Origin of the sequence: Phenylobacterium sp. (assembly GCF_030697925.1) — a bacterium.
Lineage (GTDB): Bacteria > Pseudomonadota > Alphaproteobacteria > Caulobacterales > Caulobacteraceae > Phenylobacterium.
Genome location: NZ_JAUYOJ010000024.1, coordinates 1 through 24,724, shown reverse-complemented (window position 1 = coordinate 24,724; position 24,724 = coordinate 1). Strand labels below are relative to the sequence as shown.

Below are 24,724 nucleotides of genomic sequence, written 5' to 3'. Positions count from 1 at the left end.
CCCTGTCGTGATCGATTTCACCCTCACGTCTCTCACCTTCGTCGTCTCCTTCCTGCTGGTCCTGGGGCTGGTGGTCACGATCCATGAGCTGGGCCACTTCCTGGCCGCCAAGAGCTTCGGCGTCGCCATCGACCGGTTCTCCATCGGCTTCGGCAAGGCGCTGGCGGTCTGGAAGGACAGGTCGGGTGTCGAGTGGCGGGTCGGGTGGATCCCCCTGGGCGGCTATGTGCGCTTCTCGGGCGACGAGAACGCCGCCAGCCTGCCCGATCACGAAAGCCTGGAGAGCCTGCGCCAAGAGGTCGAGCGTCGCGAGGGCCCGGGCGCCATCGACCGCTATTTCCACTTCAAGCCGCTGTGGCAGCGGGCCATCGTCGTGGCCGCCGGCCCCTTCGCCAACTTTTTCCTGGCCATCGTGCTGTTCGCTGGCCTGCTGATGGCCTACGGGGCGGAGGTGTTGCCGGCCAAGGTGGCCTTTGTCCAGCCGGACAGCCCGGCGGCGCGCGCCGGCCTCCTGCCGGGCGACCTGGTGGTGGCCGCCGCCGGAACCCCGATCAAGACCTTCGACCAGCTCGCCACCATGATCCAGGTTCGCGCCAATGTGCTTACCCCGCTCGTTGTGAACCGCGGTGGGCGGGAACTGACCCTGAACGCCACGCCGGAATGGCAGATCCGCAAGGACCCGATCTCGGGGGAACGTAGGGTCGGCGTGCTGGGGTTCGCCCCGCCCCAGAAGCCCAGCGACTTCATCCGCGTTCGCTATACGCCGCTCCAGGCGCTGGGCGGCGGGGTGGAGCGCACCTGGAGCACGCTGGGCACGACCGTCTACTATCTCGGCCGCATGGTGACCGGCCAGGTCTCGGCCGACCAGCTGAGCGGCCCACTGGGAATCGCCCGAATCTCCGGGAAGGTGGCCCAGGCCGGCGCCGAAGGCGCCTCGAGTCCCGGCGAAATGCTGCTGGGCAGCGCCGTCAATCTGCTGCAGCTCGCGGCCTTCGTCTCGGTGAGCATCGGCTTCATGAATCTGTTGCCGGTCCCCGTGTTGGACGGGGGGCACCTGCTGTTCTACGCCTATGAGGCCGTGGCCCGCCGCCCGGTCGCCGCCAATGTCCAGGCCGCAGGCTACCGGGTGGGTCTTGCGCTGTTGCTGGGATTGATGTTGTTCGCCACCTGGAACGATCTGCAACAGCTGCGTGTGTTCAAAATCCTCGGCGGCGTCTTCTCCTGACCCGCCCTTTTCCGCTAACGGCTTAAACGATGCAAAGAACCCGCGCTCACAGCGCCGCGCTCGCCTCCGGACTTGCCCTCTTGATGGGCTCGACCGCGCTTGTCGTCCCGACGCTCGCCGCGGCCCAGGCGGCCCCGCAGCAGTCCGGCGTCGTCCAGCGGATCATCGTACGCGGCAATGAGCGGATCGAGCAGTCGACGGTGCTCTCCTACCTGCCGATCCAGCCGGGGGAGGTCCTCGATCCGGCCAAGGCCGACCTGGCGCTTAAGGCCCTGTTCCGCACCGACCTGTTCGCCGACGTGAAGGTCGAGCTGCAGGGTGCCGACATGATCGTCACGGTCGTCGAGAACCCGATCATCAACAAGGTGGTGTTCGAGGGCAATTCCGGCCTGAAGGAAGAGAAGCTGCGCGACGAGGTGACCGTGCGACCGCGCGGCATCTTCACCCGCGCCAAGGTCCAGCAGGACGTCCAGAGGATCATCGAACTCTATCGTCGTTCCGGCCGGATCTCGGCCGCCGTCACGCCGAAGATCGTCGAGCTGCCGCAGAAGCGCGTCGACCTGATCTTTGAGATCGACGAAGGGCCCAAGAGCGGTGTCCTGCGCGTCAACTTCCTGGGCAACAAGGAATTCTCGGACAACGACCTGCGCGACGTGGTCGTGACCGAGCAGACCAGCTGGTTCAAGTTCTTCTCGTCGAACGCCAACTACGACCCCGATCGTCTGGAGTACGACAAGGAGCAGCTGCGCAAGCACTACCGCAACCGCGGCTTCTATGATTTCCGCGTGATCTCGGCGATCGCCGAGCTGGCCCCGGACAAGAACGGCTTTGCGATCACCTACACCCTCGAGGAGGGCGTTGAGTACAGGTTCGGCAAGATCACCGTCGAGACCGAACTCCAGAAGCTCGACAAGAACGTCCTGCAGCAGCTCGTGCCGATCCGGTCTGGCGAGACCTACCAGGACGAACGGATCGAGCAGGCCACCGACGCCTTGACCTTCGCGGCCGGCGCGGCGGGTTTCGCCGCGGTCGACGTGCGTCCGCGCTACACTGCCAACAAGGAGACCAACACCGTCGACGTGGTCTTCCAGGTCCGCGAGGGTCCGCGGGTCTATGTCGAGCGCATCGACGTCACCGGCAACACCCGCACCCTGGACTATGTGATCCGGCGCGAGCTGAACCTGGTGGAGGGCGACGCCTATAACCGGGCCCTGGTGGACCGATCCAAGAACAACATCCGCGCGCTCGGCTTCTTCAAGGAGGTCGATATCGAGGAGGTTCCCGGTTCGGCGCCCGATCGCACGGGCCTGCAGGTCAAGGTCGAGGAGCAGCCCACGGGCGAGCTGTCGTTCAGCGCCGGCTATTCGTCGGTCGACCAGCTTGTGCTCGACCTGGGCATCACCGAACGGAACTTCCGCGGCCGCGGCCAGAGCGTGCGCGCCCGGGTCTCGGTCGGTTCGCTGCGCCAGCAGATCGATTTCGGCTTCACCGAGCCGCGCTTCCTCGGCCGCGACCTGGGTGCGGGCTTCGATCTCTACGCCTATCGGCTCGATTACTCGGAGTTCTCGGCCTACGAGACCAATACGATCGGCAGCAATATCCGCTTCGGGTTCCCGCTGACGGTCGCCTCGCGGATGTCGACCCGCTACACCCTCCGCAGCGACGAGGTCGATATCGACAGCTCGCTCTGCACCGCCCAGGTGGTCTCGCTCTCCCTCTGCGCCCAGCGCGGCAAGTTCATCACCTCGCTGGTGGGTTACACCTATCTCTATGATCGCCGGAACGACCCGATCAATCCGACTCGCGGCTACCGCTTCGATGTCTCGCAGGACTTCGCCGGGGTCGGGGGCGACGTGAACTACGTCCGCACCGAGGCCACCGGCGGCTGGTGGCACGGCTTCAACAAGGACTTCATTCTCAGCGTCTCCGGTTCGGCCGGCTTCATCGCCGGGTTCAGCGGCGATACGATCCGGATCAACGACCGTTTCTATAAGGGCGGCAACAACTTCCGGGGCTTCGAGACCGCCGGCATCGGGCCGCGCGACACCAATTTCAGCCGTTCCGACGCCCTCGGCGGCCGGGCCTACGCTATCGGCACGGTGGAGCTGGCCATACCGACCGGCCTGCCCGAGCAGTACGGAATCAAGGCCGGGCTGTTCGCCGATTTCGGCACGCTTGGCCTGCTGGACGACGCCGACAAGAACTACCAGCCGGGCGCCATCAACCCGCTCACCAACCTGCCGTACCCGCCAGGAACGCGCGATCCGGCGATCGTCGACGACCTGTCGCTGCGGGCCTCGGCCGGTCTTTCGGTGCACTGGCGGTCGCCGATGGGGCCAATTCGTTTCGACTTCAGCCAAGTTTTGGCCAAAGAGAACTACGACAAGACCGAAACCTTCCGGTTTTCCACCTCAACCAGGTTCTAATTCCACTCATGACGATCAAAGCCCTCGTCGCGGCGACCTGTGTCGCCGCCATCGCCGCGTCCGCATCCAGCGCCGCGTTCGCCCAGGCGGCCGCTCCGGCGCCCGCCGCCGCGGCCGCGCCTGCGGTCACCCACGGACCGGCGCTCCCGGGTCACTGCATCATCTCGCTCGAAGGCTCCATCGGCTCTTCGACCGTGGGCAAGTACGTCCAGACCCGCTTGCAGCAGATCGCCACCCAGGTTCAGGCCGAGCTGAAGGCCGAGGACACCGCCATCCAGAACGAGGCCAAGACCCTCGAAGGCCAGCGCGCGACCCTCGACCAGAACACCTTCGAGACCCGTGCCTCGGCCCTGCAGGTCAAGGCCAACGCCTTCCAGCGCAAGGCTCAACTGCGCGAGCGCGAGTTGCAGGCCACCCAGCAGAAGGCCCTCGGCCGCGTTGGCCAGGAACTGGATCCGATCATCCGTCAGGTTTACCAGCAGCGCCAATGCAGCCTGCTGCTGACCCGCGACGCCGTGGTCATCGCCAACCCGGCCATGGACATCTCCGGCCCGGTCGTGACGGCGCTCAACGCCAAGATCACCCAGTTCAACTTCGACCGCGAGCGCCTGGACCAGGCAGCGCCCGGCGCGCAATCTCCGGCCACGCCGCCCCGCCGGTAGGCCGACTCGCGCTAGACCCGGGTCGAGCCGAAGGATTTCGATGCCCGATCCGCGTTTCTTTGAGGACCTTGGACCCGTCACCCTGGCCGAACTGGCCGAGGTGACGGGCGCCAAGCTGGCCGACGACGCCCAGGGCGGGCGCTCGGTCCGCGCCGTGGCGGTCCTCGCCCAGGCCCAGTCCGACACCGTCACCTTTCTCACCGACCGCAAATACGCCGAGACCTTGGCGCAGCGCCGGCCAGCCGGTGTCTTCGTGTCCGCTGGCAATGCGGACCTGGTTCCCGAGGGATGCGCCGCCCTGGTCACCGCCGCGCCGCACGCCGCCTACGCCGCGGCCGGCAACCGCCTGCATCGTCCCCGCCGCCATGCCGGCGCGGACGCCGTGTCGCGCGAGGCCGTCCTGGAGGAGGGGGTGACCCTGTCGCCCGGCGTCGTGATCGGCCCGGGCGCCCGCGTTGGCCGCGGAACCGTGATCGGCGCCAATGCGGTGATCGGCCCCGGCGTGGCCATCGGCCGCGACTGCGTTATCGGCGCGAACGCCAGCATCGGCTTCGCCCTGCTGGGCGACCGGGTCAACATCCTGGCGGGAGCCCGGATCGGCGAGCCCGGCTTTGGGGCGACCGGCGCGGCCCAGGGGGTGATCGACGTGCCCCAGCTCGGTCGGGTGATCCTGCAGGACGGCGTTACAATCGGCGCCAATAGTTGCGTTGACCGCGGGGCCTTCGAAGACACCGTGGTGGGCGAGAACACCAAGATCGACAACCTTGTGCACATCGCACACAACGTGCGCGTGGGACGGAACTGCGTCATGGCGGCCTATACAGGCATTTCCGGCAGCGTCACGATCGGCGACGGCGTCGCCTTCGGGGGTCGGGCAGGGGTGGCTGACCACATCAGCATCGGCGACCGCGCGCAGATCGCCGCGGCCGCGGGCCTGTTCCGCAATGTGCCGGCGGGCGAAACCTGGGGTGGGGTTCCAGCCCAGCCCATTCGGAAATGGATGCGCGAAGTCGCTTGGCTTTCGAAGTCGGCCGGCGTTCGCAAAGGATCGGACAAATGAGCGAGGCCCCCGTCGTCGAGGTGCAGACCTCCATCGACATCTCCGAGATCCTGCTGCGGATCCCGCACCGCTATCCGTTCCTGCTGGTCGACCGGGCCGAGGACTATCGCCAGAGCGAGTCCATCGTCGGGATCAAGTGCGTGACCATCAACGAGCCGTTCTTCCAGGGCCACTTCCCGGAATACGCGGTCATGCCCGGTGTGCTGATCGTCGAGGCCATGGCCCAGACCGGCGCGGTGCTGATGTCGAAGTCGCTGAACGTCGACCGTGCGGGCAAGACCATCCTGTTCACCTCGCTCGACAATTGCCGTTTCCGCCAGCCCGTGCGGCCGGGCGATGTGCTGCGCATGAACGTTCGCGTGGTGCGCGCCCGCGGCGGCCTGTTCAAGTTCGAAGGCAAGGCCCTGGTGGGCGACAAGACAGCGGCCGAGGCGGAGTTCGCGGCCATGCTGGTGGAGACCCCGTGAGCATCGAAGTCCATCCCACGGCCATCGTCGACGCCAAGGCCGAGCTCGCCGACGGCGTTTCCGTCGGGCCGTTCAGCATCGTCGGCCCGAACGTCCGGCTGGGCGCCGGCACCAAGCTGCTCTCCCATGTGGTGATCGACGGCCATACCGAACTGGGCGCCGATAACGTGGTCCATCCGTTCGCCGTGCTGGGCGGCCCGCCGCAGCACACGGCCTATAAGGGCGAGCCCACCCGCCTGGTCATCGGCGACCGCAATCTGGTCCGCGAACACGCCACCATGAACACCGGCACGGTGGGCGGCGGCGGCCTGACCCAGGTCGGGTCCGACGGGCTCTATATGATCGAATGCCACATCGGCCATGACTGCATGGTCGGCGACCACGTGATCCTGACCAAGCAGGCGACCCTGGGCGGCCACTGCGAGATCGGCGACTTCGTGATCCTCGGCGGGCTGGCGGCGGTGCATCAACGCATCCGCGTCGGACGTCACGCCATGATCGGCGGCCTGGCGGCCGTGGTGAAGGACGTGATCCCCTACGGCTCGGTCTGGGGCAACCACGCCCACCTGGAGGGGTTGAACCTGCTCGGCCTCAAGCGCCGGGGCTTCAGCCGCGAGACGATCAACACCATGCGCGCGGCCTACCGGCTGCTGTTCGCCGACGAGGGCACGTTCCAGGAGCGCCTGGACGATACGGTCGAGACCTATTCCGACTGCCCCGAGGTGATGGAGATCATCGACTTCATCCGCGCCGACGCCAGCCGCCCCCTGTGCTTGCCCGAGCGCGAGGTCTAGGCTGACGCCTATGCAGAAGCTTGGATTGATCGCCGGCGGCGGGACCCTCCCGGTCGAGATCGCCGAACACTGCGAACAGGCGGGTCGGCCGTTCTTCATCGTGCGGCTGAGGGGCTTCGCTGGCTCGGAAATCGCGCGGTTCCCGGGCGCCGATATCGGGATCGCCGAGCTGGGCAAGTGCTTCAAGGCGCTGAAGCGCGCCGGATGCCGCGCCGTCACCCTGGTGGGAAATGTCGATCGGCCCGATTTCAAGTCGCTAACGCCCGACCTGCGGGGCCTCATGGCCTTGCCCGCGGTGCTGGTGGCGGCGCGAAAGGGCGACGACGCCTTGCTGCGAGCCCTGGTCGGCGAGTTCGAGAAGGAAGGCTTCGCTGTCGAGGGCGCCCATGAGGTGATGGGCGACCTGACCCTGCCGGCAGGGCCCTTGGGCCGGGTTTCGCCTAGCGCCGATCAGATGGCCGACGTGCAGTGCGCCTTGCACGTGGCCCGGGAGATTGGCCGGCTGGATGTGGGGCAGGGGGCCGTGGTCTGCGACGGCCTGGTGCTGGCCGTGGAGGCCCAGGAGGGCACCGACGCCATGCTGGGCCGGGTGGCCAAGCTGCCGCCGGCCATCCGCGGCACGCCCGACACACCGCGCGGCGTCCTGGCCAAGGCGCCCAAGCCGATCCAGGAAACCCGCATCGACCTGCCGACCATCGGCCTCAACACCATCCGGCGGGCCGCCGAGGCGGGGCTGGCGGGCATAGCGGGCGAGACCGGGCGTCTGCTGGTGCTGGACCGCGAGGCGGTGATCGAGATGGCCGACGAACTTGGCCTGTTCATCGTCGGCGTGGAGCCTCCGGGCGCGCCGTGAACCGGCCCCTCTGTGTCATGCTGGTGGCCGCCGAGGCCTCCGGCGACGACCGCGGGGCGGGCCTGGCCCAGGCGCTGCGTCAAAGGCTGGGCGGCCACGTCCGTTTCGTCGGGGTGGGCGGCTCGAAGATGGCGGCGCAGGGCGTCCAGAGCCCCTTCGACATCTCGCAACTCTCAATCCTGGGTCTGCTGGAAGGCCTGTTGGCCTACCGCAAGGTCGTCGCGCGGGTGGTCGACACCGTGGCCCTGGCGGAGCGCGAGCGGCCCGACGTGGTGGTGCTGATCGATTCCTGGGGCTTCACCCTGAGGGCGGCGCAGCAGCTACGGAAGCGCCGGCCGGACCTGCCCCTGGTGAAATATGTCGGGCCCCAGGTCTGGGCCACGCGGCCGGGGCGGGCCAAGACGCTGGCGGCCACGGTCGATCACCTGCTCTCGATCCACAAGTTCGACGCGCCCTATTTCGAGGCCGAGGGTCTGCCGGTCACCTTCGTCGGCAATTCCGCGCTCAATGTCGATTTCAGCAACGCGGACGGGGCACGGCTGCGCGATGACCTGGGCATAGCGCCTGACGCCCCGGTCCTTCTGGTCCTGCCGGGCAGCCGGCCCAGCGAGATCGCTCGCGTCCTGCCGCCCTTCGCCGAGGCCGTCGCGTTGTTGAAGGCGGAGCGTGCAGAGCTGCAGGTGGTGATTCCAGCCGCGTCCACGGTCGCCGAGGCCGTGAAGGCCCAGGCTGGCGGCTGGGCGCATGTGGTCGAGGGCGACGCAGCCAAGCTGGACGCCATGAAGGCGGCCACCGTGGCTCTGGCCTGTTCCGGCACCGTAACCACGGAACTGGCCCTGGCGGGGGTGCCGATGGTGGTGGCCTATCGGCTGGGCAACTTCACGCACTTCGTGCTGAAGCGGCTACTGCGTTCGCCCTACATCACCCTGTTCAACATCGCCGCCCAGGACTTCGTCGCGCCTGAATTCGTGCAGGACGACTGCAATGGGCCGGCCTTGGCCGCCGCCGTGGGCGAACGGCTGGATTTCCCCGGTATGCGCTACGCCCAGATCGAGGCGCAGCACGAGGCGCTGGCCAAGATGGGGCGCGACGGCCCCGATCCCTCAGAGGCCGCCGCCGACGCCGTGCTCAAACTGCTCGCCGATCGCCGCGCGCGGCCTTAGGCGCGCCGACTCGAGGATCGGGACATAGGTCTCGACCGGTCCCGCGGCGGCGGCGTTGTGCACCTCAAGCACCCGCGCCTCGAGCCGTCCCAGCCCCGCCTGCTCGCAGGCGGGATCATATCGGTCGCGCCGATAGGCCTCGAACTGGGCCTCGGATTCCCACAGCTCGATACTGCAGGCGCCTTCCTTGTCGAAGCCCACGAAATGCAGCAGGGCGCCGTCCGGGGGATCGGCTTCCCACCCGATGGCGGCCTTGACGTCGTCGTAGTCCTGCTTGGTGGCGGCGTTTACCAGGTAGACGGCCATGATCGTCATGACGCCCTCCTTATGATGACCCGGACCTCCCCGGTCCGGGTCTCCACATTAGGCGTGTGGCGTCATGGCGCAACCTGGCAGCGATAGCGCCTAGCGCTTGTCGACGGCCACGTAGTCGCGGGCCGGGGCGCCGGTGTAGATCTGCCGCGGGCGGCCGATCTTCTGCGACGGGTCCTCGATCATTTCCTTCCACTGCGAGATCCAGCCCACGGTGCGGGCCAGGGCGAACAGCACCGTGAACATCTCGGGCGGGAAGCCGAGCGCGCGCAGGGTGATGCCGGAGTAGAAGTCGACGTTCGGGTAGAGCTTGCGCTCGACGAAGTAGGGATCGCTGAGCGCGACCTTTTCCAGCTCCATCGCCACCTTCAACAGCGGGTCGTCCTGGAGGCCGACCTCGGCGAGGACCTCATGGCAGGTCTTCTGCATCACGGTCGCGCGGGGGTCGTAGTTCTTATAGACCCGGTGACCGAAGCCCATCAGGCGGTAGCGGCGGTCCTTCACGCCCTGCACATACTCCGGGATGCGATCGACGGTGCCGATCTCCTTGAGCATGTTCAGCGCCTCTTCGTTGGCGCCGCCATGGCTGGGGCCCCAGAGACAGGCGATGCCGGCAGCGATGCAGGCGAATGGATTGGCGCCCGACGAGCCGGCCAGGCGGACGGTGGAGGTGGACGCGTTCTGCTCATGGTCGGCGTGCAGGATGAAGATGCGGTCCATGGCGCGGGTCAGGACCGGATTGGGCTTCCAGTCCTCGGCGGGCACCGAGAAGCACATGCGCAGGAAGTTCTCCGAGTAGGAGAGATCGTTGCGCGGATGTACGAAGGGCTGGCCGCGGAAGTATTTGAAGGCGCGCGCGGCGATCGTCGGCATCTTGGCGATCAGCCGGTGCGACGAAATCATCCGCTGCTCGGGATCATCGACATTGGTGCTGTCGTGATAGAAGGCCGAGAGGGCGCCGACCGCGCCGACCATGATCGCCATCGGGTGAGCATCCCGACGGAAGCCCATGAAAAACCTATCGAACTGCTCATGCAGCATCGTGTGATAGGTGATGTTGTGGTTGAACTTCTCGAACTCCTTGGCGTTCGGGAGCTCGCCGTTCAGCAGCAGGTAGCAGACCTCCAGGAAGCTGGATTTCTCGGCCAGCTGGTCGATCGGGTAGCCGCGGTGGAGGAGAATCCCCGCGTCGCCGTCGATGAAGGTGATCTTGCTCTCGCACGAGGCGGTGGAGGTGAAGCCCGGATCGTAGGTGAAGACGTCGGCTTCGGCGTAGAGCTTCCGGATATCCACGACCGCCGGGCCGTCGGTGCCTTTCAGGATCGGCAGCTCGACGGTTTTCCCGTCAAAGCTCACTTTCGCCGTATCGCCCATGCCATCCCCTTCCGCGGTTCAATGAAATAAAACGCCTGTTCGGCGTGCCTTATAACGCCTTACGCCGCCGGTGAAAGCGCATCGTCGAGGCGGCCTAAGCTTTCTTCTTTTCCAAGGCTTACAAGGGCTCCGGCGAGGTCAGGCGCCGGGGCTCCGCCCGACAGCATGCCGCGCAGCGCCGGGCCGATCTTGCCCAGGCCCACTCCCTCGGTCTCGGCGAAGCCGCGCAGGGCGGCTTCCAGGTCGGAAACCGTCCAGGCGTCCTGCAGGGCCAGGCGGTCGCGCAAGCGCGACATCCGTCCTCGGGTCTCGTCGGTCAGCAGGCCCAGGATCTTTTCCGGCAGCTCCAGCGGCCGCCGCTTCAGGGCGAACACCGTGGCGTCGGCCAGCTCCAGAGTGGTCTTGGCCCCGTCGCGGACCAGCGGAATGGTGCGCGCCAGGATCGCGGCGTCGCCATCGGCCAGATGGAAATCGCGGCTCCTGTGGACTTGCGTCACCAGCTCGACCAGCCGGTCGATCGCGGCCAGACGGAGATAGTGGTTGTTCAGGTGGTTGAGCTTGTCCCAGTCCAGGCGGGCCGGCGCGCTGACCACGTTCTCCAGTTCGAACCAGGCGATGGCCTGTTCGTCGGAAAAGATCTCGTCATTGCCGTGGCCCCAGCCAAGCCGGGCCAGATAGTTGCGCATGGCTTCCGGCAGATAGCCCATGTCATCGAACTCGCTGACCGCCTGGGCGCCGTGACGCTTGGAGAGCTTGGCGCCGTCGGGGCCGTGGATCATCGGCAGGTGCGCCCAGGTGGGGACCTCCCAGTCCAGGGCCTGATAGATCAGGGTTTGGCGCGCGGCGTTGTTCAGATGGTCGTCGCCGCGGATGACGTGGGTGATCCCCATCTCGTGGTCATCGACCACGACCGCGAGATTGTAGGTCGGCGTCCCGTCCGTGCGCAGCAGGATCAGGTCGTCCAGGTCCTTGTTCTTGAACGAGACGTCGCCCTTCACCCGGTCATGGACAATGGTCTCGCCGTCCTGCGGGCCCTTGAAGCGGATCACGAAGGGGCGGTCGTTGAAATTGGCGTCGGCGTCGCGCCAAGGCGAACGGATGGCCCGGCCCTCGGCGCGGGCGACCTCACGTTCGGCGGCGGTCTCTTCGATGGTCATGTAGCAGCGATAGGCGCGGCCCTTGGCCAGCAGGTCCTGAGCGGCCAGGACGTGGCGGTCGGCGCGGCCGGCTTGGAAAACCGGCTCGGCGTCCACGTCCAGGCCCAGCCACTTCATGCCGTCGAAGATCACCTTTACGGCGGCCTCCGTGGATCGTTCGCGATCCGTGTCCTCAATGCGAAGAAGGAACTTACCACCCGTATGGCGCGCATATAGCCAGTTGAAAAGCGCGGTCCGGGCCGTGCCTATATGCATCGCGCCGGTGGGCGAGGGGGCGATACGGGTGACGACGGGACGGTCGGGCATCGAAACTCAAGGCTTGGAGCTGGAGACGGCGGCGCGAGGCCGCGCGCGCGGTCTTAGCACGAGCTTTCGCGCCGGTCCTAGCTTTCGCCGCATCGCAGCATGGGTCGGCGAGCAGGCCCGCGCCCAGACCGATCGCTGGACCCTTTGGACGCCCGTCGCCTTCGGGATCGGGGCGGCGATCTATCTGGCCCTGCCGGGCGAACCCCTGACCCTGGCCGCGTTCCTCGCCCTGGCCGTCGCTGCGGGGCTGGTCGCCGCGACGCATTGGAGTCCGCGCCGTGCCTTGACCGTCGGTCTGGTCTTGCTGGCCTTCGGATCTGCGGGATTCGCGGCGGCCAAGTTGCGCACCCAGGCCGTCCGCGCGCCCATAGCCCCCGCCGGGACCGGCGTGATGAGCATCGAGGCCTTCGTGGTCGACGTGGCCAGTCCGGGGCAGGGCGGGCCGCGCCTGTTGCTGGCCCCGATCCGGGTCAGCCGCCTGGAGCCCGAGGCCACCCCGATCCGCGTGCGGGTCACCTTGAAGGACGATGACGTCCTGACGGCCCCGGGGACCGCCATCCGATTGCGCGGCATGCTGAACGCCCCGCCGCCGCCCGCCAGCCCCGGCTCTTACGACTTCGCCCGCGACGCCTTCTTCGACGGCATCGGCGGGGTGGGTTTCGCCTTGACCCCGGTTCACGAGATCGAGGCCGCCGAACGGCCGCCGTGGCGCCTGGCCTTGGAAATGCGAATCAATTCGGCGCGCTGGTCGCTGGCCAAGCAGATCGTCGGCGAGATGGGCGTGGAGAGCGGCGGTCTGGCTGCAGCCATGGTCACCGGCCACGAGGCCTTCATTCCCAGGGAACAAGTCGAGGCCCTGCGCGCCGCCGGCCTGGCGCACATCGTCTCGATCGCCGGTCTGCACATGGCCATCGTCGGTGGCTTCACCTTCGCCCTGGTGCGGCTGTTGATCGCCGCCTGGCCCTGGGCGGCGCTGCGTATCTCCTCGAAGAAGACCGCGGCCCTGGCCGGCCTCGCGGCGGTCCTGGCCTATCTGGTGCTGTCAGGGGCGCCCAGCCCGGCGGAGCGGGCGGCGATCACCGCGGCAGCGGCCTTCGGGGCCATCCTCGTCGACCGCCAGGCCATCAGCCTGCGGACCCTGGCCATAGCCGCCCTGGGCATCCTGATCTTGCCTCCGGAGGCGGTGTCGGAGCCGGGCTTCCAGATGTCCTTCGCCGCCACCGCCGCCCTGGTGGCCCTGGCCGAGGCCTGGCCCCGGGTTCCCAAGGAGATCAACACGCCCTGGCCAATCCGCCTCGTGCAGGGGATCGGTGTCTGGACGGCGGCCAGCCTGGGGCGAGCTTCGTGGCGGGCCTGGCCACCGGCCCCTTCGCCATGCAGCACTTCAACCGGGTCGCCACCTACGGCCTGGTGGCCAATCTGCTGGTGGCGCCGATCTCCTCGTTCCTGATGATGCCCGCCCTGGCCATCGGCGTGGTGCTGGCGCCGTTGGGCCTTGGCGCGCTTCCCCTGGCCGCGGCAGACCTCGCGATCGACACCATGAACCGGATCGCAACGACTGCGGCGGGTCTGCCGGGCGCCCAGCTCACCGTGGCCAGCGCGCCGGGCTGGACCCTGGCGGCGGCCTTCCTGGGCATCCTTTGGCTGTGTCTTTGCAAGGGCCCGCTGCGCTGGCTAGGCCTGCCGTTCGCCCTGGCGGTGGCGATCTATCCCCGGCCGCCCGCGCCGGACGCCTGGATCGCCGCCGACGGCTCGACCGTGGCTGTGCGGGCCGGCGAGGACGCGGTGCTGTTCCGGCCCGACGCCAAGCTGTTCGCCGCCGAGCTCTGGGCGCGGCGGCGCGGCCTGACGGTCCCGGAGGACGGCCTGATGGCCCGCGACAGGGCCTATGATTGCGACCGCTGGTCCTGCGCCCAGGCGCCCAGGCGCCGAGACGCCGAGGATCGCCGCGATCATGACGCGGAGGCCCTCGACCATCGAGCGCAAGCTGCCGCTGTTCTGCGACTGGGCCGAAGTCGTGGTGGTTCGCGGCGAGGCTCCCCTGTGCCCAGGCGCCTTGACGCTCACCCAGGCCGACTTCGCCCGCGGCGGTTCCGCCGAACTCTATCGGCAGCCGGGTGGCTGGCGAATCGTCTGGGCGCAGGACCTTCGCGGACAGCGCCCCTGGACGCTCAGTGGTAGCGGCGGATGAGGCCGACCAGCCGTCCCTGCACCTGGACCTGATCAGGACCGAAGATTCGCGTCTCATAGGCGGGGTTGGAAGCCTCAAGCGCGATGGAGGCGCCCTTGCGGCGCAGACGCTTCAAGGTGGCTTCCTCGCCCATGACCAGCGCCACGACGATGTCGCCGGAATTGGCCGCGTCGGTCTTGCGGATCACCACATAGTCGCCGTCGAGGATACCGGCGTTGATCATCGAGTCCCCCTGGATCTCCAGGACGAAGTGCTCGCCCGCGCCCAGCATGACCTCGGGGACCGGCAGACGGTCGCGTTCCTGCTGGATCGCCTCGATCGGCGTGCCGGCGGCGATCTTGCCCAGGATCGGAAGGTCGCGGGTGTCGTTGGCCACCATGGGAGCGGCTTGGCCGGCCTCCACCAGTTGCGGCTTGAAGGGGGAGCGGCCCTTTGGCGGGGCCGTGGTCGTCGCCTGCTGTGGCAGCTTCACCACCTCCAGGGCGCGGGCCCGGTGAGGCAGGCGGCGCAGGAAGCCGCGTTCCTCCAGGGCGGTGATCAGCCGATGGATGCCGGACTTTGACGCAAGATCAAGCGCCTCCTTCATCTCGTCAAAGGAAGGCGAGACGCCGCTTTCCTTGATCCGCTCATGGATGAACATGAGCAGTTCGTGCTGTTTACGGGTGAGCATGGCAGTCGAACCCTTGGAGAACAAAGCGCAAACGTTGGTAATGTTCTCTAGGTGTTCCTGGTTAATGTCAAGTTACCGGCTTCACCGTTGAAATTTCAGGCCTTTCCGAAGGGCTGTCAGGACCGAATCTGCGGCAGGCGACTCAGGGGCTGGGTGGCCGGATAGACGGCCAGGAACCGCTCAGCCACAAAGTGCAGCACCACGTCGGGCTGTTCGCGCTCGATGAAGTCGGCGACCACGTCCCCCTCGTGCCAGACATAGAGAGAGCGGGAGAAGTGCTCGGCCAGGAAATCGATGCTGAGGGTGGCCGTGGAGTCGCGGAACACCACGGCGGTCGGCAGGCTTTTGTCGTCCTGTTCCTTGATGATCAGCTCGCGGCCGTCGAAGATCTCGGCGTAGTCCTGGGTGATCTCGACCGTGCGCGCCTTGACTTCGTCGTCGCGGACCGAGAGCGCGATGGTCAGCTCCAGCATGGTTCCGCGTGCCCGGCCGAGTTTGGCCTCGGCCTCGAACTCGGCCTTTTGGGCCTCGTCGATCTGGACGTAGACGTCGCCTTCCATGCCCGCGATCCAGGAGCGCATCTCGCCATAGGTCTTGGGCGGATGGGTGGCGATCCCAGCCTCGCGCACCGTCTCGATGGCGATGCGGTAGTGGTGATAGGCGCCCAGCCAATTCATATGGGTGTCGCCCCGGAAATAGAGCAGGCCGAAGCGTTTCAAGCGTTCGAAGGCGTCGGCCACATAGCGCACTGCGTTCGGCGCCATCGCCGTCATCACGAGCGCCGGGCGATGAGGCGAGAGCCGCAGGCGGTCGAGGCCGAGCGGCAGATATTCGCGATAGGCGACGCTCTTTTCCGGGCTGATGAACATCAGATAGGGCGCGGATCCGATGAGCTTCCGCCGCTCGGCCAAGGTGGCGGCGACCCGGTCGCGTTCGGCGCGGCTCCAGCGCTTCAGGCCGAACTGCCAGCTCAGGAAGTCGTGGGTGTCGTTGACCAGGAAGACCCAGCCGCCCGGGGCGATCAGCGCCTTGCCCGCCTGCCGGGCCTTGGCCGCGCCGACGCGGCGGCCCGCGCCGATCAAGCGAGCAAGGCCTTGGTCGCGGCGGCGACGTCGGCCTGGCGCATCAGGCTCTCGCCCACCAGCATGGCCCGCGCGCCGGACCGTTCCAGCCGCGCGGCGTCGGCTGGCGTGAAGAGGCCGCTCTCGGTGACCAGCAGGGCGCTGGCGGGCGCGGCGCCGGCCAGCCGTTCGGTGATCGCCAGGTCGACGGTGAAGCTGCGCAGGTCGCGGTTGTTGACCCCCACGAGCTCGGCGCCAAGCTTGCCCGCGCGCGCCATCTCGGCCTCGTCATGCACCTCGACCAGGGCGTCCATGCCCAGGCGCGCGGCTTCCGACATCAGCTCGGCGGCCAAGGCGTCATCGACCATGGCCAGGATCACCAGGATGGCGTCGGCGCCGAGCGCCCGGGATTCGGCCACCTGCCACGGATCGACCAGGAACTCCTTGCGCAGCGCCGGCAGGGCGACGGCGTTGCGGGCGGCGGTCAGGAAGCTGTCGGCGCCCTGGAAGCTGGGGGCGTCGGTAAGCACCGAGAGGCAGGCCGCGCCGCCGGCCTCGTAGGCCTTCGCCAGGGCTGGAGGATCGAAGTCCGCCCGGATCATGCCCTTTGACGGCGAGGCCTTCTTGATCTCGGCGATCAGGGCCAGGCGCCCCGGGGCGTGATGGCGTTCCAGGGCGGCGCGAAAGCCGCGGGGCGGGGAGGCGGCCCTGGCGGCGGCCTCGAGCTCGGCGAGCGAACGGCGGCCCTTGCGGTCGGCGACCTCGTCGCGCTTGTAGGCGGCGATCTTGTCGAGGATGTCGCTCATGGGACGTTGGTGACGGCGACCAGCTTGGCGAGCGTCGCCTTGGCCCGGCCGTCATCGATCACCTGGGCGGCCAGCTCCACCCCGTCGCGCAGGGTCTCGACCTGGTCGGCGACGAGGAAGGCGGCCGCGGCGTTCAGCATCACGATGTCGCGATAGGGGCTCTTGGCCCCGTCCAGCAGCTCGCTCAGCGCCACGGCGTTCTCCGCCGGCGAACCGCCGGTGAGGTCGACCAGGGCCGAGCGGGGCAGGCCGACGGCCTCCGGCGTGATCGTGAACAGCCGCACCTGGCCGTCGCGGAACTCGGCCACGCTGGTCTCGCCCGTGGTCGTCATCTCGTCCATGCCGCCGCCGTGCACGACCCAGGCGCGCGTCGAGCCCAGGGCGCCCAGCACCCGAGCCAGGGGCTCGACCCAGCGATCGGCGAACACGCCCATGACCTGGCGCTGCGCCCCGGCCGGATTGGTCAGCGGGCCCAGCAGGTTGAAGATGGTGCGGAAACCCAGCTCGGCGCGGATCGGCGAGACATGGCGCATGGCGCCGTGGTGCGCCTGGGCGAACATGAAGCAGATGCCGGCCTCGTCCAGGGCCTGGCGCTGGCGGATCGCCGAGGCGGAGATGTTGACGCCCAGTTCGTGGAGTACGTCGGCCGCGCCGGACTTGGACGACAGGGCCCGGTTGCCGTGCTTGGCGACCTTGATCCCGCCTCCGGCGACCACGAAGCCGACGGCCGTGGAGATATTCAGCGTATGCAGGCCGTCGCCGCCGGTGCCGCAGACGTCCATGGTCTCATAGGGCAGTTCCAGGTGCACCGCGGCCTTGCGCATGGCGCGCGCACAGGCGGTGATCTCGCCGATCGTCTCGCCGCGCATCCGCATGGCGGTGACCGCGGCGGCGACCTGGGCCGGGGTCGGCTCGCCGCGCAGGCAGGCGGCGAAGAACTCGCCCGCATCGTCCTCGGTGAGCGTGCCGCCATCGGCCAGACGGCCCAGCAACGGCTTAAAGGCGTCCGACATCGGGCTAGGCGACTTCCAAGGGCGTGACGCCGGCCAGTTCCAGGAAGTTGGCCAGCATCAGATGGCCGCCCTCGGTGGCGATGGACTCGGGGTGGAACTGCACGCCGTGGACCGGCCGGGTGCGATGGGCGAAGCCCATGATCTCGCCGTCCTCGGCCCAGGCGGTGATTTCCAGCTCGGCGGGCAGGGTGTCGCGCTCGACCGACAGGCTGTGATAACGGGTCGCCGTGAAGGGATCGGGCAGGCCCTTGAAGATGCCCTTGCCGGTGTGGCTGATGGCGCTGGTCTTGCCGTGCATCACCTGCTTGGCGCGAACCACGTCGCCGCCATAGGCCTGGCCGATGGCCTGGTGGCCCAGGCAGACGCCAAGGATCGGCAGGTCCTCCGGCGCCGCGCCCAGCAGGGGCAGGCAGATGCCAGCCTCGTTGGGGGTGCAGGGGCCCGGCGACAGCAGCACGCCCTGCGGATGCAGGCCGAGAGCCTCCTGAACGCTGAGCGCGTCGTTGCGATAGACAAGCGTCTCCGCGCCCAGTTCGTTCAGATAGTGAACCAGGTTGTAGGTGAAGCTGTCATAGTTATCGATCACCAGGATCATAGGGGTTCTCTAGGCTGAGGCCGGCTCTGCGCCAAGACCCCGCATTGCGGAGACGTGAACTTGGCGGGATGCTGTGGCCATGCCGCCCCCCGATTCCGCCCTCGACGCCGTGATGATCGCCAGAGCCCGCCGGCTGCTCGCCGGTCCCGAGGCCCAGGAACGGGTCTGGCCGGCCCTGATCGCCGCGGCCTTCGCCGCCTCGACGGCCCTGGCCTTGGCCACGGCCATGATCCTGGCCCCGCCGGTGACCACGACGCACATCGTGCAGAAGGCGCGCTAGGACCGCCATGGCCGTCAATATTGGCTGAGGAACCCAAGAACAACATGGTTCACCGCTTCCGGTCGCTCCCATAGCGGGAAACCTCCAGCGTCCGGGATCGTGACGCGAGTCACATCTGGAAGACGCTGCTCGAGGTGATCGGCGGTCGCCAGGAATTCGGGAAGATCGCGCTCGCCATTGACGAGCAGCACGCGGACCTGAAGCTCACCCAAGCGAGCCTCGACCGTTGGAGCCGGCGCCGGGACGGCGTCATCCAGCCAGGGCCGAGCTCCGAACTCTGCAAGCATGGCCTTCTGGTCGGCGGCTCGGCAGGCAAGGGGATCACGGCGCATGACATCGAACCACTCGGCGGTGTCGTACCACTCCTCGATTGCGATCGCGGCGCCCCGGGAACGCGCCGTGGCGCGCGCCTGTTCGATTCTGCGGGTGGTGTACGGCATGGAGGCGCCGGGCACGACCGCACCTTCGAGGATAAGGGACAGGACGCAACCGGGCTCTTCGAGGGCCAATAGGAGACCCACTGCCGCGCCCGTATGCGTGCCCCAGTAGTGGAAGCGCTCGATCCCGGCCTCCATGAGCGCCGCCCTGACGCTCGCCGCATATTCCACTTGGCCGAACGGACCTGTCAGGTCTGACGAGCGCCCATGCCCCGGGAGATCCACGAGGAAAAGTCGGTAGCCTGGCGAGAACGCCCCGACCTGGCCTGAGAAGAGCCTGCTGTGCTGTGTGGCGCCGTGCACCATGACGAGCCACGGCGCGCCTGAACCGGCATGGGTGATGATCTGATATCGGGCGGCGGCTGTCATGGTCGCGACCGGCTAGACGAACCGCCAGGCTTCTTGGGCCGCCTGCCGCAGCGCGCGGGCCTTGTGCAGGGTCTCATCATACTCCGCGTCGGCGTCGCTGTCGGCGACCACCCCGCCGCCGGCCTGGACGTACATCATCCCGTCCTTGAAGCAGGCGGTGCGCAGCACGATGCAGGTGTCCACCGAGCCGTCGGCGCCGAAATAGCCGACCGCTCCGGCATAGGCGATGCCGCGCTTTTCCAGCTCCAGCTCGTCTATGATCTCCATGGCCCGCACCTTGGGCGCGCCCGAGAGCGTGCCGGCGGGCAGGGCGGCCATCAGCACGTCGACGGGGTCCAGCCCCTCCGGCGCGTCGCCCTCGACATTGGAGACCAGGTGCATGACGTGGCTGTAGCGTTCGACGAAGAACGACCCCGTGACCCGCACGCGGGGACCGCGCGAGGCCTGGGGCGGCTCGTTGGCGCCTGAACTCTTCAGCATGGCCACTCTGCCCACGTCGTTGCGGCCCAGGTCCAGCAGCATCAGGTGCTCGGCGCGTTCCTTCGGATCGGCGATCAGCTCGGCCTCGAGCCGGCGGTCCTCTTCCGGCGTGGCGCCGCGAGGGCGGGTGCCAGCGATGGGGCGGATGGTGATCTTGCCGTCGCGCAGGCGCACCAGGATCTCGGGCGACGAGCCCGCGAGCTGGAAGTCCCCGAAGTTCAGATAGAACAGGAACGGCGAGGGGTTGGTCCGCCGCAGCGACCGGTAGAGCGCGAACGGGTCCAGGGCGAACGGCGCGCGGAACCGGTGGCTGGGCACCACCTGGAAGATGTCGCCGGCCAGGATGTAGTCCTTCGCCCGCGCCACGATGCGGTGATAGTCCTCGCGGCTCACCGGGGTGGTGAAACGGTCGGGCTGGGCCTCGCCGTCGCCGACCAGAGGCGGGGCTGAGCCGCGCAGGTCGGCCATCACCTCGGCCAGGCGGGCCTTGGCGTCCTCATAGGCGGCCTTGGCCGTGATCTCCGAGGGCCGCACCGTGGTGACCAGCACGATTTCCTGGGCGATGGCGTCGAAGATCGCGACCATGGAGGGCCGGGTCATCAGGCCGTCGGGCAGGTCCAGCGGGTCGGGATTGACGTTGGGCAGACGCTCGACCAGCCGGATCATATCGTAGCCGATCGCTCCGAACACCCCGGCCGACATGGGCGGCAGGCCCTCGGGCAGGTCCAGCCGCGAGCGCGCCACCAGGTCGCGCAGCGAATCCAGCGCCCCGCCGGCTTGGGACTGGAAGCGGCCGGCCTCGATGTCAGGCCCGACGGCGATTTCGGCCTTGTCGCCTCGGCACCTCCAGACGAGGTCGGGCTTCATGGCGATCACCGAGTAGCGCCCCCGGTGCGCGCCGCCCTCGACGCTCTCGAACAGGAAGGCGTAAGGCCGCCCGTGGGCGATCTTCAGATAGGCCGAGACCGGGGTCTCCAGATCATCGATCAGGCGGGTCCAGACCACCTGCGGCGCGCCTTGAGCATATTTCGCCTCAAAGTCCGCAAACGCAGGTTCGATTGTCACTTGCTCTTCTCCGCCTTGCCGGCGGCGCCGGCCTCGCCTTCGTCCTTGAGGGGCGGGAGGCCGAGGGCCGCGCGCGCCTTGTCGGGATAGATCTTGACCTTCACTTCTTCGCGGGCGGCGCGGCGGGCGGTTTCACCGACCTCGCGGAACAGGCCCATGGTCATCTGGGGTCGGGTCTCCTCGGTGATCCGGGCGAGGTTGGCCGGCGGCGGGGCGCGGACGGCCTCGAGCTTGGCGACAACCAGGCCGAAGCGCGGGTCCTGGGCGACGAAGACCTCGCCCGGTTTGGCGCCGAAGGCCTTCATGAGGGCGTCGCGCGACAGGGCCTGGGACTGGCCGGCGTTCTGGCGATCCAGGCCGACCACACGGGCGACCTTGGTCCCGGCGGCGGTGGCGACCGCTTCCAGGGTCTCGCCCTTGTTCAGGCGCGCGACGAAGGTGTCGGCCTTGGCCTGCATGCGCTTGACCAGCTCCTGCATCATCCAGACGCGGGTGAGCTGCGGCTTGATCTCGGCCAGGGGCGGCATGGATTTGGGGATCACCCGCTCGACGCGGACGGCGAAGTACTCGCCGTTGCCGATTTCCTGGATGTCGCTCTCGCCGCCGGCCGGCAGACCGAAGGCGGCCTCCAGGATCTTCGGCGTCAGGCCTGGCGCCGGTTGGCCCTGTGCGCCCATGCCCTGGGCGGTGACGGGGCCCACGGTCATGGACGGAACGCCAGCCTTCTTGGCGGCGTCCGACAGGTTGGCGCCCTCGGCGCGGGCGTCCTCATAGGCCTGGCTCAGCGCATAGACCTTCTCGGACGCGGCGTCCTTGCGCAACTCGGCCTCGATCTGCGGGCGGATCTGCTCCAGCGTCACGGACTGGCCGGGGGTGATCTTGTCGACCTTGATCACCGCGAACCCGAGCGCGCCCTGGATCGGGCCGGAGACCTCGCCGGCCTTGAGCGCGAAGGCCGCCTCGCCCACGCGCGGATCGGCGACGGCGGTGCGCGGCTTGTCGACATAGGTGATGGCCTCTACGCCCAGCGACTTGGCGATAGCCCCGGCGTCCTCGCCCTTGGCCAGGCGCGCGGCGATGGTCCTGGCCGTGGCGGCGTCCTTGGCGGGAACCTGGACCAGCGAGCGGGTCTCGGCCTTGGCCAGGGTGTCCTTGCGAAAATCGAAGCGCTTCTGGACCTCGGCCTCGTCGATCGGCAGGACGCCTTGGATCATGGCCGGGCTGAAGGCGACCACGGTCAGGACGCGCAGTTCCGGCCGGGTGAGCTGAGCCTCGTTCTGTTTCATGAAGGCGGTGAGCTGGGCGTCGGTGGGAGGCTTCGGCTCTTCGACGCTGCGCGGATCGATGGGGAAGTAGCTCACGTCCCGGGCTTCCAGCGAGTAGACGGCGCCGAGGGCGGTATAGGCGCGCGGCACGCGCAGACCGTTCACCATGGCCGAGATGGCGTGCGACTGGGCGATCTCGTCGCGCATGACGGTGTCGAACTTTTCGGGCGTCAGGCCAGCTTCGTTCAACCGCTGCTGGTAGAGGGCCTTGTCGAAGGCGCCGGAGATCGGGTTGAAGAAGGCCTGGATCTTGCGGATCTCCTTCTCCATCAGGCCATCCGACGGACGGACGCCGGCCTTGTAGAGCAGCTCGCCGAAGGCTTGGCTCGAAGCGAGCTCCTCGAGCACTCGGGCGTCCACGCGATTCTCGACCGCCATTTCGACGGTGACCGGCTGGCCCATCTGTTGTTCGGCGTTCTTGCGGAACTGGTCGAACTCCCGCTTGAAGTCGGCGGCGGTGACGCCGCGCGAGCCCGCGGTGATCACGTCGTTCGAGAAATTGCCCTTGAACACGTCGTTGATGCCGAAGATCGCGAAGCTGACGACCAGCAGGCCGATCAGCACGGCGGCGACCCAAGATCTCGAGAATTTGCGTGTGGCGGCGAGCATCTGATCTTACCTGAGCCTGTCCGGCATGAACCGTGGAACCGGGGGTATAGTGGAGGCGGCTTCCCCCCCGCAAGCGCGTGACAGAAAGAGCGGCTTGGCTTAACGCGCCTCGCAGCACCGCAAGCGAGGCCTCGATGACCGCACCCATCCCCCTGATCGCCGGCAATTGGAAGATGAACGGGCTCCTGGCCTCGCTGGCCGAGGCGCTCGCCACAGCCGCCGGACTGGGCGAGACGACGGCGCGGGTGGCGATCTGCCCGCCGGCGACGCTGACCGCCCGCGCCGCCTCGGCGCTCAAGGACACGAAGGTGCTGGTCGGCGGCCAGGACTGCCGGGCCGAACCCTCCGGCGCCTTCACCGGCGATGTTTCGGCCGCCATGCTGGCCGACGCGGGGGCGAGCCTGGTGATCCTGGGCCATTCCGAACGCCGCGCCGGCTACGGCGAGACCGACGCTCTGGTCGCCGCGAAGACCGCCGCCGCCCTGGCCGCGGGCCTCGAGCCCATCGTTTGCGTCGGCGAGACCCTGGACGAACGCAAGGCCGGCAAGGCCCTGGAGATCGTCACCGGGCAGGTGAGGGGCTCCCTGCCGGCCGAGCTGGCGGGCAAGGCCTTCTCCGTGGCCTATGAGCCGGTCTGGGCCATCGGCACCGGCCTGACGCCCTCGACGGCCGAGATCGAGGAGGTTCATGTGGCCATCCGCGCCACCCTAGTCGAGATCTTCGGGGAGCACGGCAGGACCCCGGCGATTCTCTATGGCGGCTCGGTGAAACCCTCGAACGCCGCCGAGATCCTGCACGCGGCCGAGGTCGGCGGCGCCCTGGTGGGCGGCGCGTCCCTGAAGGCCGAGGACTTCCTGGGGATTATCCGAGCGCTCTAGGCGCTCGGCCCCTTGAGCTCGACCGTGTTGCCCTCCGGGTCCTGCAGATAGAGCGAGAACCCGTCGCCATCGGCGCCGTAGCGCTCGCCCTCGTCGGCGATTCTGACGCCGTGGGCCTCCAGGTGTGCGCGAATAGCCGCCTCGTCGAAGGGGCGCACGCGCAGGCAGAAATGGTCGAGGTTGCGGCCTTCCACCCCTGGCGCGGCCCCACCCATCGATCCGAGACGCCCGTCGATGGTCACCAGGTCGATGAGGTCGTCGCCGATCCGAAGATGGGTCAGGCCTAGCTCGGGGCGGTCCCAGTCGACGCTGGCGCCCAGCACCTCGGTATAGAAGGCGATCATCGCCGCCTTGTCGGTGATCCGCAGGACGATGTGGTCGAGGCCGGCGAGGGTGATCGGGTTTGCGGTCATGGGCCTCAGATCGGGCTTTCTCGCCTCAAAGCAAGAGGCCGAACAGACGGCAGTCGCGGCGATCTCCGTCACGCAGGACGTGGCCGCGCAACAGGCCCTCCTCGTGGAAGCCGAGTTTCTCCAGCAGGGTGTCGGAGCGCAGGTTGCCCAAATGGGTTCGAGCGCTCAGCCGCCGGAAGCCCGACGAGGCGGCGAAGGCGATCACCGCGCGCATGGCCTCCAGCGCATAGCCCTGGCCCCAGGCGCCGCGTCCCAGCATGAAGCCGATTTCGGCGCGTTTGTGCCGCCGGTCGATGTCGGAGAGGTCGCAGGCCCCTAGGAACTCGGCCTCTTCCAGCGTCCAGATGGTCCAGTGGAGCGCGCGTTCGGCCTCGACGTCGGCGACCTGGCCCTCGACCACCTCGCGCACCACGTCGGGATCGTCGATCTCGGGCACGTCCCAGTGGGCCATGACCTCCGGATCGCTGAGGATCGGGAACAGCAACTCGGCGTCGGCGGCCTCCAGGGGCCGAAGACTGAGGCGTTCGGTTTCGAGAATCATGGCCTTGCCCGCGAACTGCGACGCCCTAGCTATGGCCTTGCGATCTTCCCAGTGGTAGAGCGCGCGCTTCATTTCGGCGCGGGCGACCGCCCGAACGCATCGGACCACGTCATGCTGCTCGGCATTCTGCTCACCATCCACATCATCGTCTGCATCTCGCTCATCGGCGTGGTGCTGCTGCAGCGCTCCGAA

Annotated in this window: 25 protein-coding genes; 12 read left to right on the top strand and 13 right to left on the bottom strand. The window is 68.2% G+C overall.

Annotation, left to right across the window (positions count from 1 at the left end; all coding sequences use genetic code 11):
- The first annotated feature begins 7 nt into the window (after nucleotides 1-7).
- From rseP to lpxB, 8 genes are read left to right on the top strand one after another with little or no spacing between them, the layout of a single operon-like run.
- A complete protein-coding gene (rseP, locus tag Q8Q88_RS02910) occupies nucleotides 8-1,225 on the top strand; it encodes an RIP metalloprotease RseP (protein WP_371129801.1) in 1,218 nt (405 codons plus the stop codon).
- 29 nt (nucleotides 1,226-1,254) lie between these two features.
- Nucleotides 1,255-3,651, top strand: coding sequence for an outer membrane protein assembly factor BamA (gene bamA, locus Q8Q88_RS02905; RefSeq protein WP_305673696.1), 2,397 nt, complete (start codon nucleotides 1,255-1,257; stop codon nucleotides 3,649-3,651).
- Between the two features lie 8 nt (nucleotides 3,652-3,659).
- Nucleotides 3,660-4,313: an OmpH family outer membrane protein gene (locus tag Q8Q88_RS02900; protein ID WP_305673695.1), complete on the top strand. Its 654-nt coding sequence runs from the start codon at nucleotides 3,660-3,662 to the stop codon at nucleotides 4,311-4,313.
- A gap of 40 nt (nucleotides 4,314-4,353) precedes the next feature.
- A complete protein-coding gene (gene lpxD / locus Q8Q88_RS02895; protein ID WP_305673694.1) occupies nucleotides 4,354-5,373 on the top strand; it encodes a UDP-3-O-(3-hydroxymyristoyl)glucosamine N-acyltransferase in 1,020 nt (339 codons plus the stop codon).
- Nucleotides 5,370-5,840 carry a 3-hydroxyacyl-ACP dehydratase FabZ gene (fabZ, locus tag Q8Q88_RS02890; RefSeq protein ID WP_305673693.1) on the top strand — a complete coding sequence of 157 codons (471 nt, stop codon included), beginning with the start codon at nucleotides 5,370-5,372 and terminating at the stop codon, nucleotides 5,838-5,840. Before lpxD ends, fabZ begins: the two co-directional genes overlap by 4 nt.
- 2 nt (nucleotides 5,841-5,842) lie before the next feature.
- Entirely contained in the window at nucleotides 5,843-6,634 is a 792-nt protein-coding gene (gene lpxA, locus Q8Q88_RS02885; protein ID WP_305673717.1) for an acyl-ACP--UDP-N-acetylglucosamine O-acyltransferase, read from the top strand.
- A gap of 10 nt (nucleotides 6,635-6,644) precedes the next feature.
- Nucleotides 6,645-7,487: an LpxI family protein gene (locus Q8Q88_RS02880; protein ID WP_305673692.1), complete on the top strand. Its 843-nt coding sequence runs from the start codon at nucleotides 6,645-6,647 to the stop codon at nucleotides 7,485-7,487.
- Nucleotides 7,484-8,650 carry a lipid-A-disaccharide synthase gene (gene lpxB, locus Q8Q88_RS02875; RefSeq protein WP_305673691.1) on the top strand — a complete coding sequence of 389 codons (1,167 nt, stop codon included), beginning with the start codon at nucleotides 7,484-7,486 and terminating at the stop codon, nucleotides 8,648-8,650. Before Q8Q88_RS02880 ends, lpxB begins: the two co-directional genes overlap by 4 nt.
- On the opposite strand, the gene Q8Q88_RS02870 is transcribed toward lpxB, so the two are convergent.
- The 3 genes from Q8Q88_RS02870 to gltX all read right to left on the bottom strand — a co-directional run bounded on the left by Q8Q88_RS02870 (nucleotide 8,591) and on the right by gltX (nucleotide 11,799).
- Nucleotides 8,591-8,965, bottom strand: coding sequence for a hypothetical protein (locus Q8Q88_RS02870; protein ID WP_305673690.1), 375 nt, complete (start codon nucleotides 8,963-8,965; stop codon nucleotides 8,591-8,593). The genes lpxB and Q8Q88_RS02870 overlap by 60 nt on opposite strands.
- 90 nt (nucleotides 8,966-9,055) lie before the next feature.
- On the bottom strand, nucleotides 9,056-10,336 hold the full coding sequence (gene gltA / locus Q8Q88_RS02865; RefSeq protein ID WP_254833206.1) for a citrate synthase: 1,281 nt from the start codon (nucleotides 10,334-10,336) through the stop codon (nucleotides 9,056-9,058).
- Nucleotides 10,337-10,395: 59 nt separating this feature from the next.
- The gene (gene gltX, locus Q8Q88_RS02860) at nucleotides 10,396-11,799 is read right to left on the bottom strand and encodes a glutamate--tRNA ligase (RefSeq protein WP_305673689.1); all 1,404 of its coding nucleotides are present in this window, start codon (nucleotides 11,797-11,799) and stop codon (nucleotides 10,396-10,398) included.
- Nucleotides 11,800-11,812: 13 nt separating this feature from the next.
- Between gltX and Q8Q88_RS02855 the strand changes: the two genes are divergently transcribed.
- Both Q8Q88_RS02855 and Q8Q88_RS02850 read left to right on the top strand, forming a co-directional pair.
- Nucleotides 11,813-13,249, top strand: a complete 1,437-nt coding sequence (locus Q8Q88_RS02855) for a ComEC/Rec2 family competence protein (protein ID WP_305673688.1) — start codon at nucleotides 11,813-11,815, stop codon at nucleotides 13,247-13,249.
- Nucleotides 13,144-13,980, top strand: a complete 837-nt coding sequence (locus Q8Q88_RS02850; protein WP_305673687.1) for a ComEC/Rec2 family competence protein — start codon at nucleotides 13,144-13,146, stop codon at nucleotides 13,978-13,980. The genes Q8Q88_RS02855 and Q8Q88_RS02850 overlap by 106 nt, the downstream gene beginning before the upstream one ends.
- Here the strand turns inward: Q8Q88_RS02850 and lexA are convergent.
- From lexA to Q8Q88_RS02825, 5 genes are all read right to left on the bottom strand, one after another.
- Nucleotides 13,971-14,660: a transcriptional repressor LexA gene (gene lexA / locus Q8Q88_RS02845; RefSeq protein ID WP_305673686.1), complete on the bottom strand. Its 690-nt coding sequence runs from the start codon at nucleotides 14,658-14,660 to the stop codon at nucleotides 13,971-13,973. The genes Q8Q88_RS02850 and lexA overlap by 10 nt on opposite strands.
- Nucleotides 14,661-14,776: 116 nt before the next feature.
- Nucleotides 14,777-15,742 carry a hypothetical protein gene (locus Q8Q88_RS02840; RefSeq protein WP_305673685.1) on the bottom strand — a complete coding sequence of 322 codons (966 nt, stop codon included), beginning with the start codon at nucleotides 15,740-15,742 and terminating at the stop codon, nucleotides 14,777-14,779.
- Nucleotides 15,739-16,527: an indole-3-glycerol phosphate synthase TrpC gene (trpC, locus tag Q8Q88_RS02835; protein ID WP_305673684.1), complete on the bottom strand. Its 789-nt coding sequence runs from the start codon at nucleotides 16,525-16,527 to the stop codon at nucleotides 15,739-15,741. The genes Q8Q88_RS02840 and trpC overlap by 4 nt, the downstream gene beginning before the upstream one ends.
- Nucleotides 16,524-17,540: an anthranilate phosphoribosyltransferase gene (trpD, locus tag Q8Q88_RS02830; protein WP_305673683.1), complete on the bottom strand. Its 1,017-nt coding sequence runs from the start codon at nucleotides 17,538-17,540 to the stop codon at nucleotides 16,524-16,526. Before trpD ends, trpC begins: the two co-directional genes overlap by 4 nt.
- A 4-nt stretch (nucleotides 17,541-17,544) precedes the next feature.
- Entirely contained in the window at nucleotides 17,545-18,135 is a 591-nt protein-coding gene (locus Q8Q88_RS02825) for an aminodeoxychorismate/anthranilate synthase component II (protein ID WP_305673682.1), read from the bottom strand.
- Nucleotides 18,136-18,214: 79 nt separating this feature from the next.
- On the opposite strand from Q8Q88_RS02825, the gene Q8Q88_RS02820 reads away from it, so the two are divergent.
- Nucleotides 18,215-18,415, top strand: coding sequence for a hypothetical protein (locus Q8Q88_RS02820; RefSeq protein WP_254833214.1), 201 nt, complete (start codon nucleotides 18,215-18,217; stop codon nucleotides 18,413-18,415).
- A gap of 14 nt (nucleotides 18,416-18,429) precedes the next feature.
- Here the strand turns inward: Q8Q88_RS02820 and Q8Q88_RS02815 are convergent, their stop codons facing one another.
- Genes Q8Q88_RS02815 through Q8Q88_RS02805 form a run of 3 tightly spaced genes read right to left on the bottom strand, consistent with a single transcriptional unit; the run spans nucleotide 18,430 to nucleotide 22,700 of the window.
- Nucleotides 18,430-19,221 (bottom strand): alpha/beta fold hydrolase, encoded by a 792-nt coding sequence (locus Q8Q88_RS02815; protein WP_305673681.1) that lies wholly within the window; start codon nucleotides 19,219-19,221, stop codon nucleotides 18,430-18,432.
- A gap of 12 nt (nucleotides 19,222-19,233) precedes the next feature.
- Nucleotides 19,234-20,766: an anthranilate synthase component I gene (trpE, locus tag Q8Q88_RS02810; RefSeq protein ID WP_305673680.1), complete on the bottom strand. Its 1,533-nt coding sequence runs from the start codon at nucleotides 20,764-20,766 to the stop codon at nucleotides 19,234-19,236.
- Nucleotides 20,763-22,700, bottom strand: a complete 1,938-nt coding sequence (locus Q8Q88_RS02805; protein WP_305673679.1) for a peptidyl-prolyl cis-trans isomerase — start codon at nucleotides 22,698-22,700, stop codon at nucleotides 20,763-20,765. Before Q8Q88_RS02805 ends, trpE begins: the two co-directional genes overlap by 4 nt.
- Nucleotides 22,701-22,834: 134 nt before the next feature.
- Between Q8Q88_RS02805 and tpiA the strand changes: the two genes are divergently transcribed.
- Nucleotides 22,835-23,578: a triose-phosphate isomerase gene (gene tpiA, locus Q8Q88_RS02800; protein ID WP_305673678.1), complete on the top strand. Its 744-nt coding sequence runs from the start codon at nucleotides 22,835-22,837 to the stop codon at nucleotides 23,576-23,578.
- Here tpiA and Q8Q88_RS02795 read toward each other — a convergent pair.
- Both Q8Q88_RS02795 and Q8Q88_RS02790 read right to left on the bottom strand, forming a co-directional pair.
- The gene (locus tag Q8Q88_RS02795; protein WP_305673677.1) at nucleotides 23,575-23,991 is read right to left on the bottom strand and encodes a VOC family protein; all 417 of its coding nucleotides are present in this window, start codon (nucleotides 23,989-23,991) and stop codon (nucleotides 23,575-23,577) included. The two genes, tpiA and Q8Q88_RS02795, sit on opposite strands and share 4 nt — an antisense overlap.
- Before the next feature lie 25 nt (nucleotides 23,992-24,016).
- A partial coding sequence (locus tag Q8Q88_RS02790; RefSeq protein WP_305673676.1) for a GNAT family N-acetyltransferase occupies nucleotides 24,017-24,724 on the bottom strand: 708 nt, incomplete at its 5' end.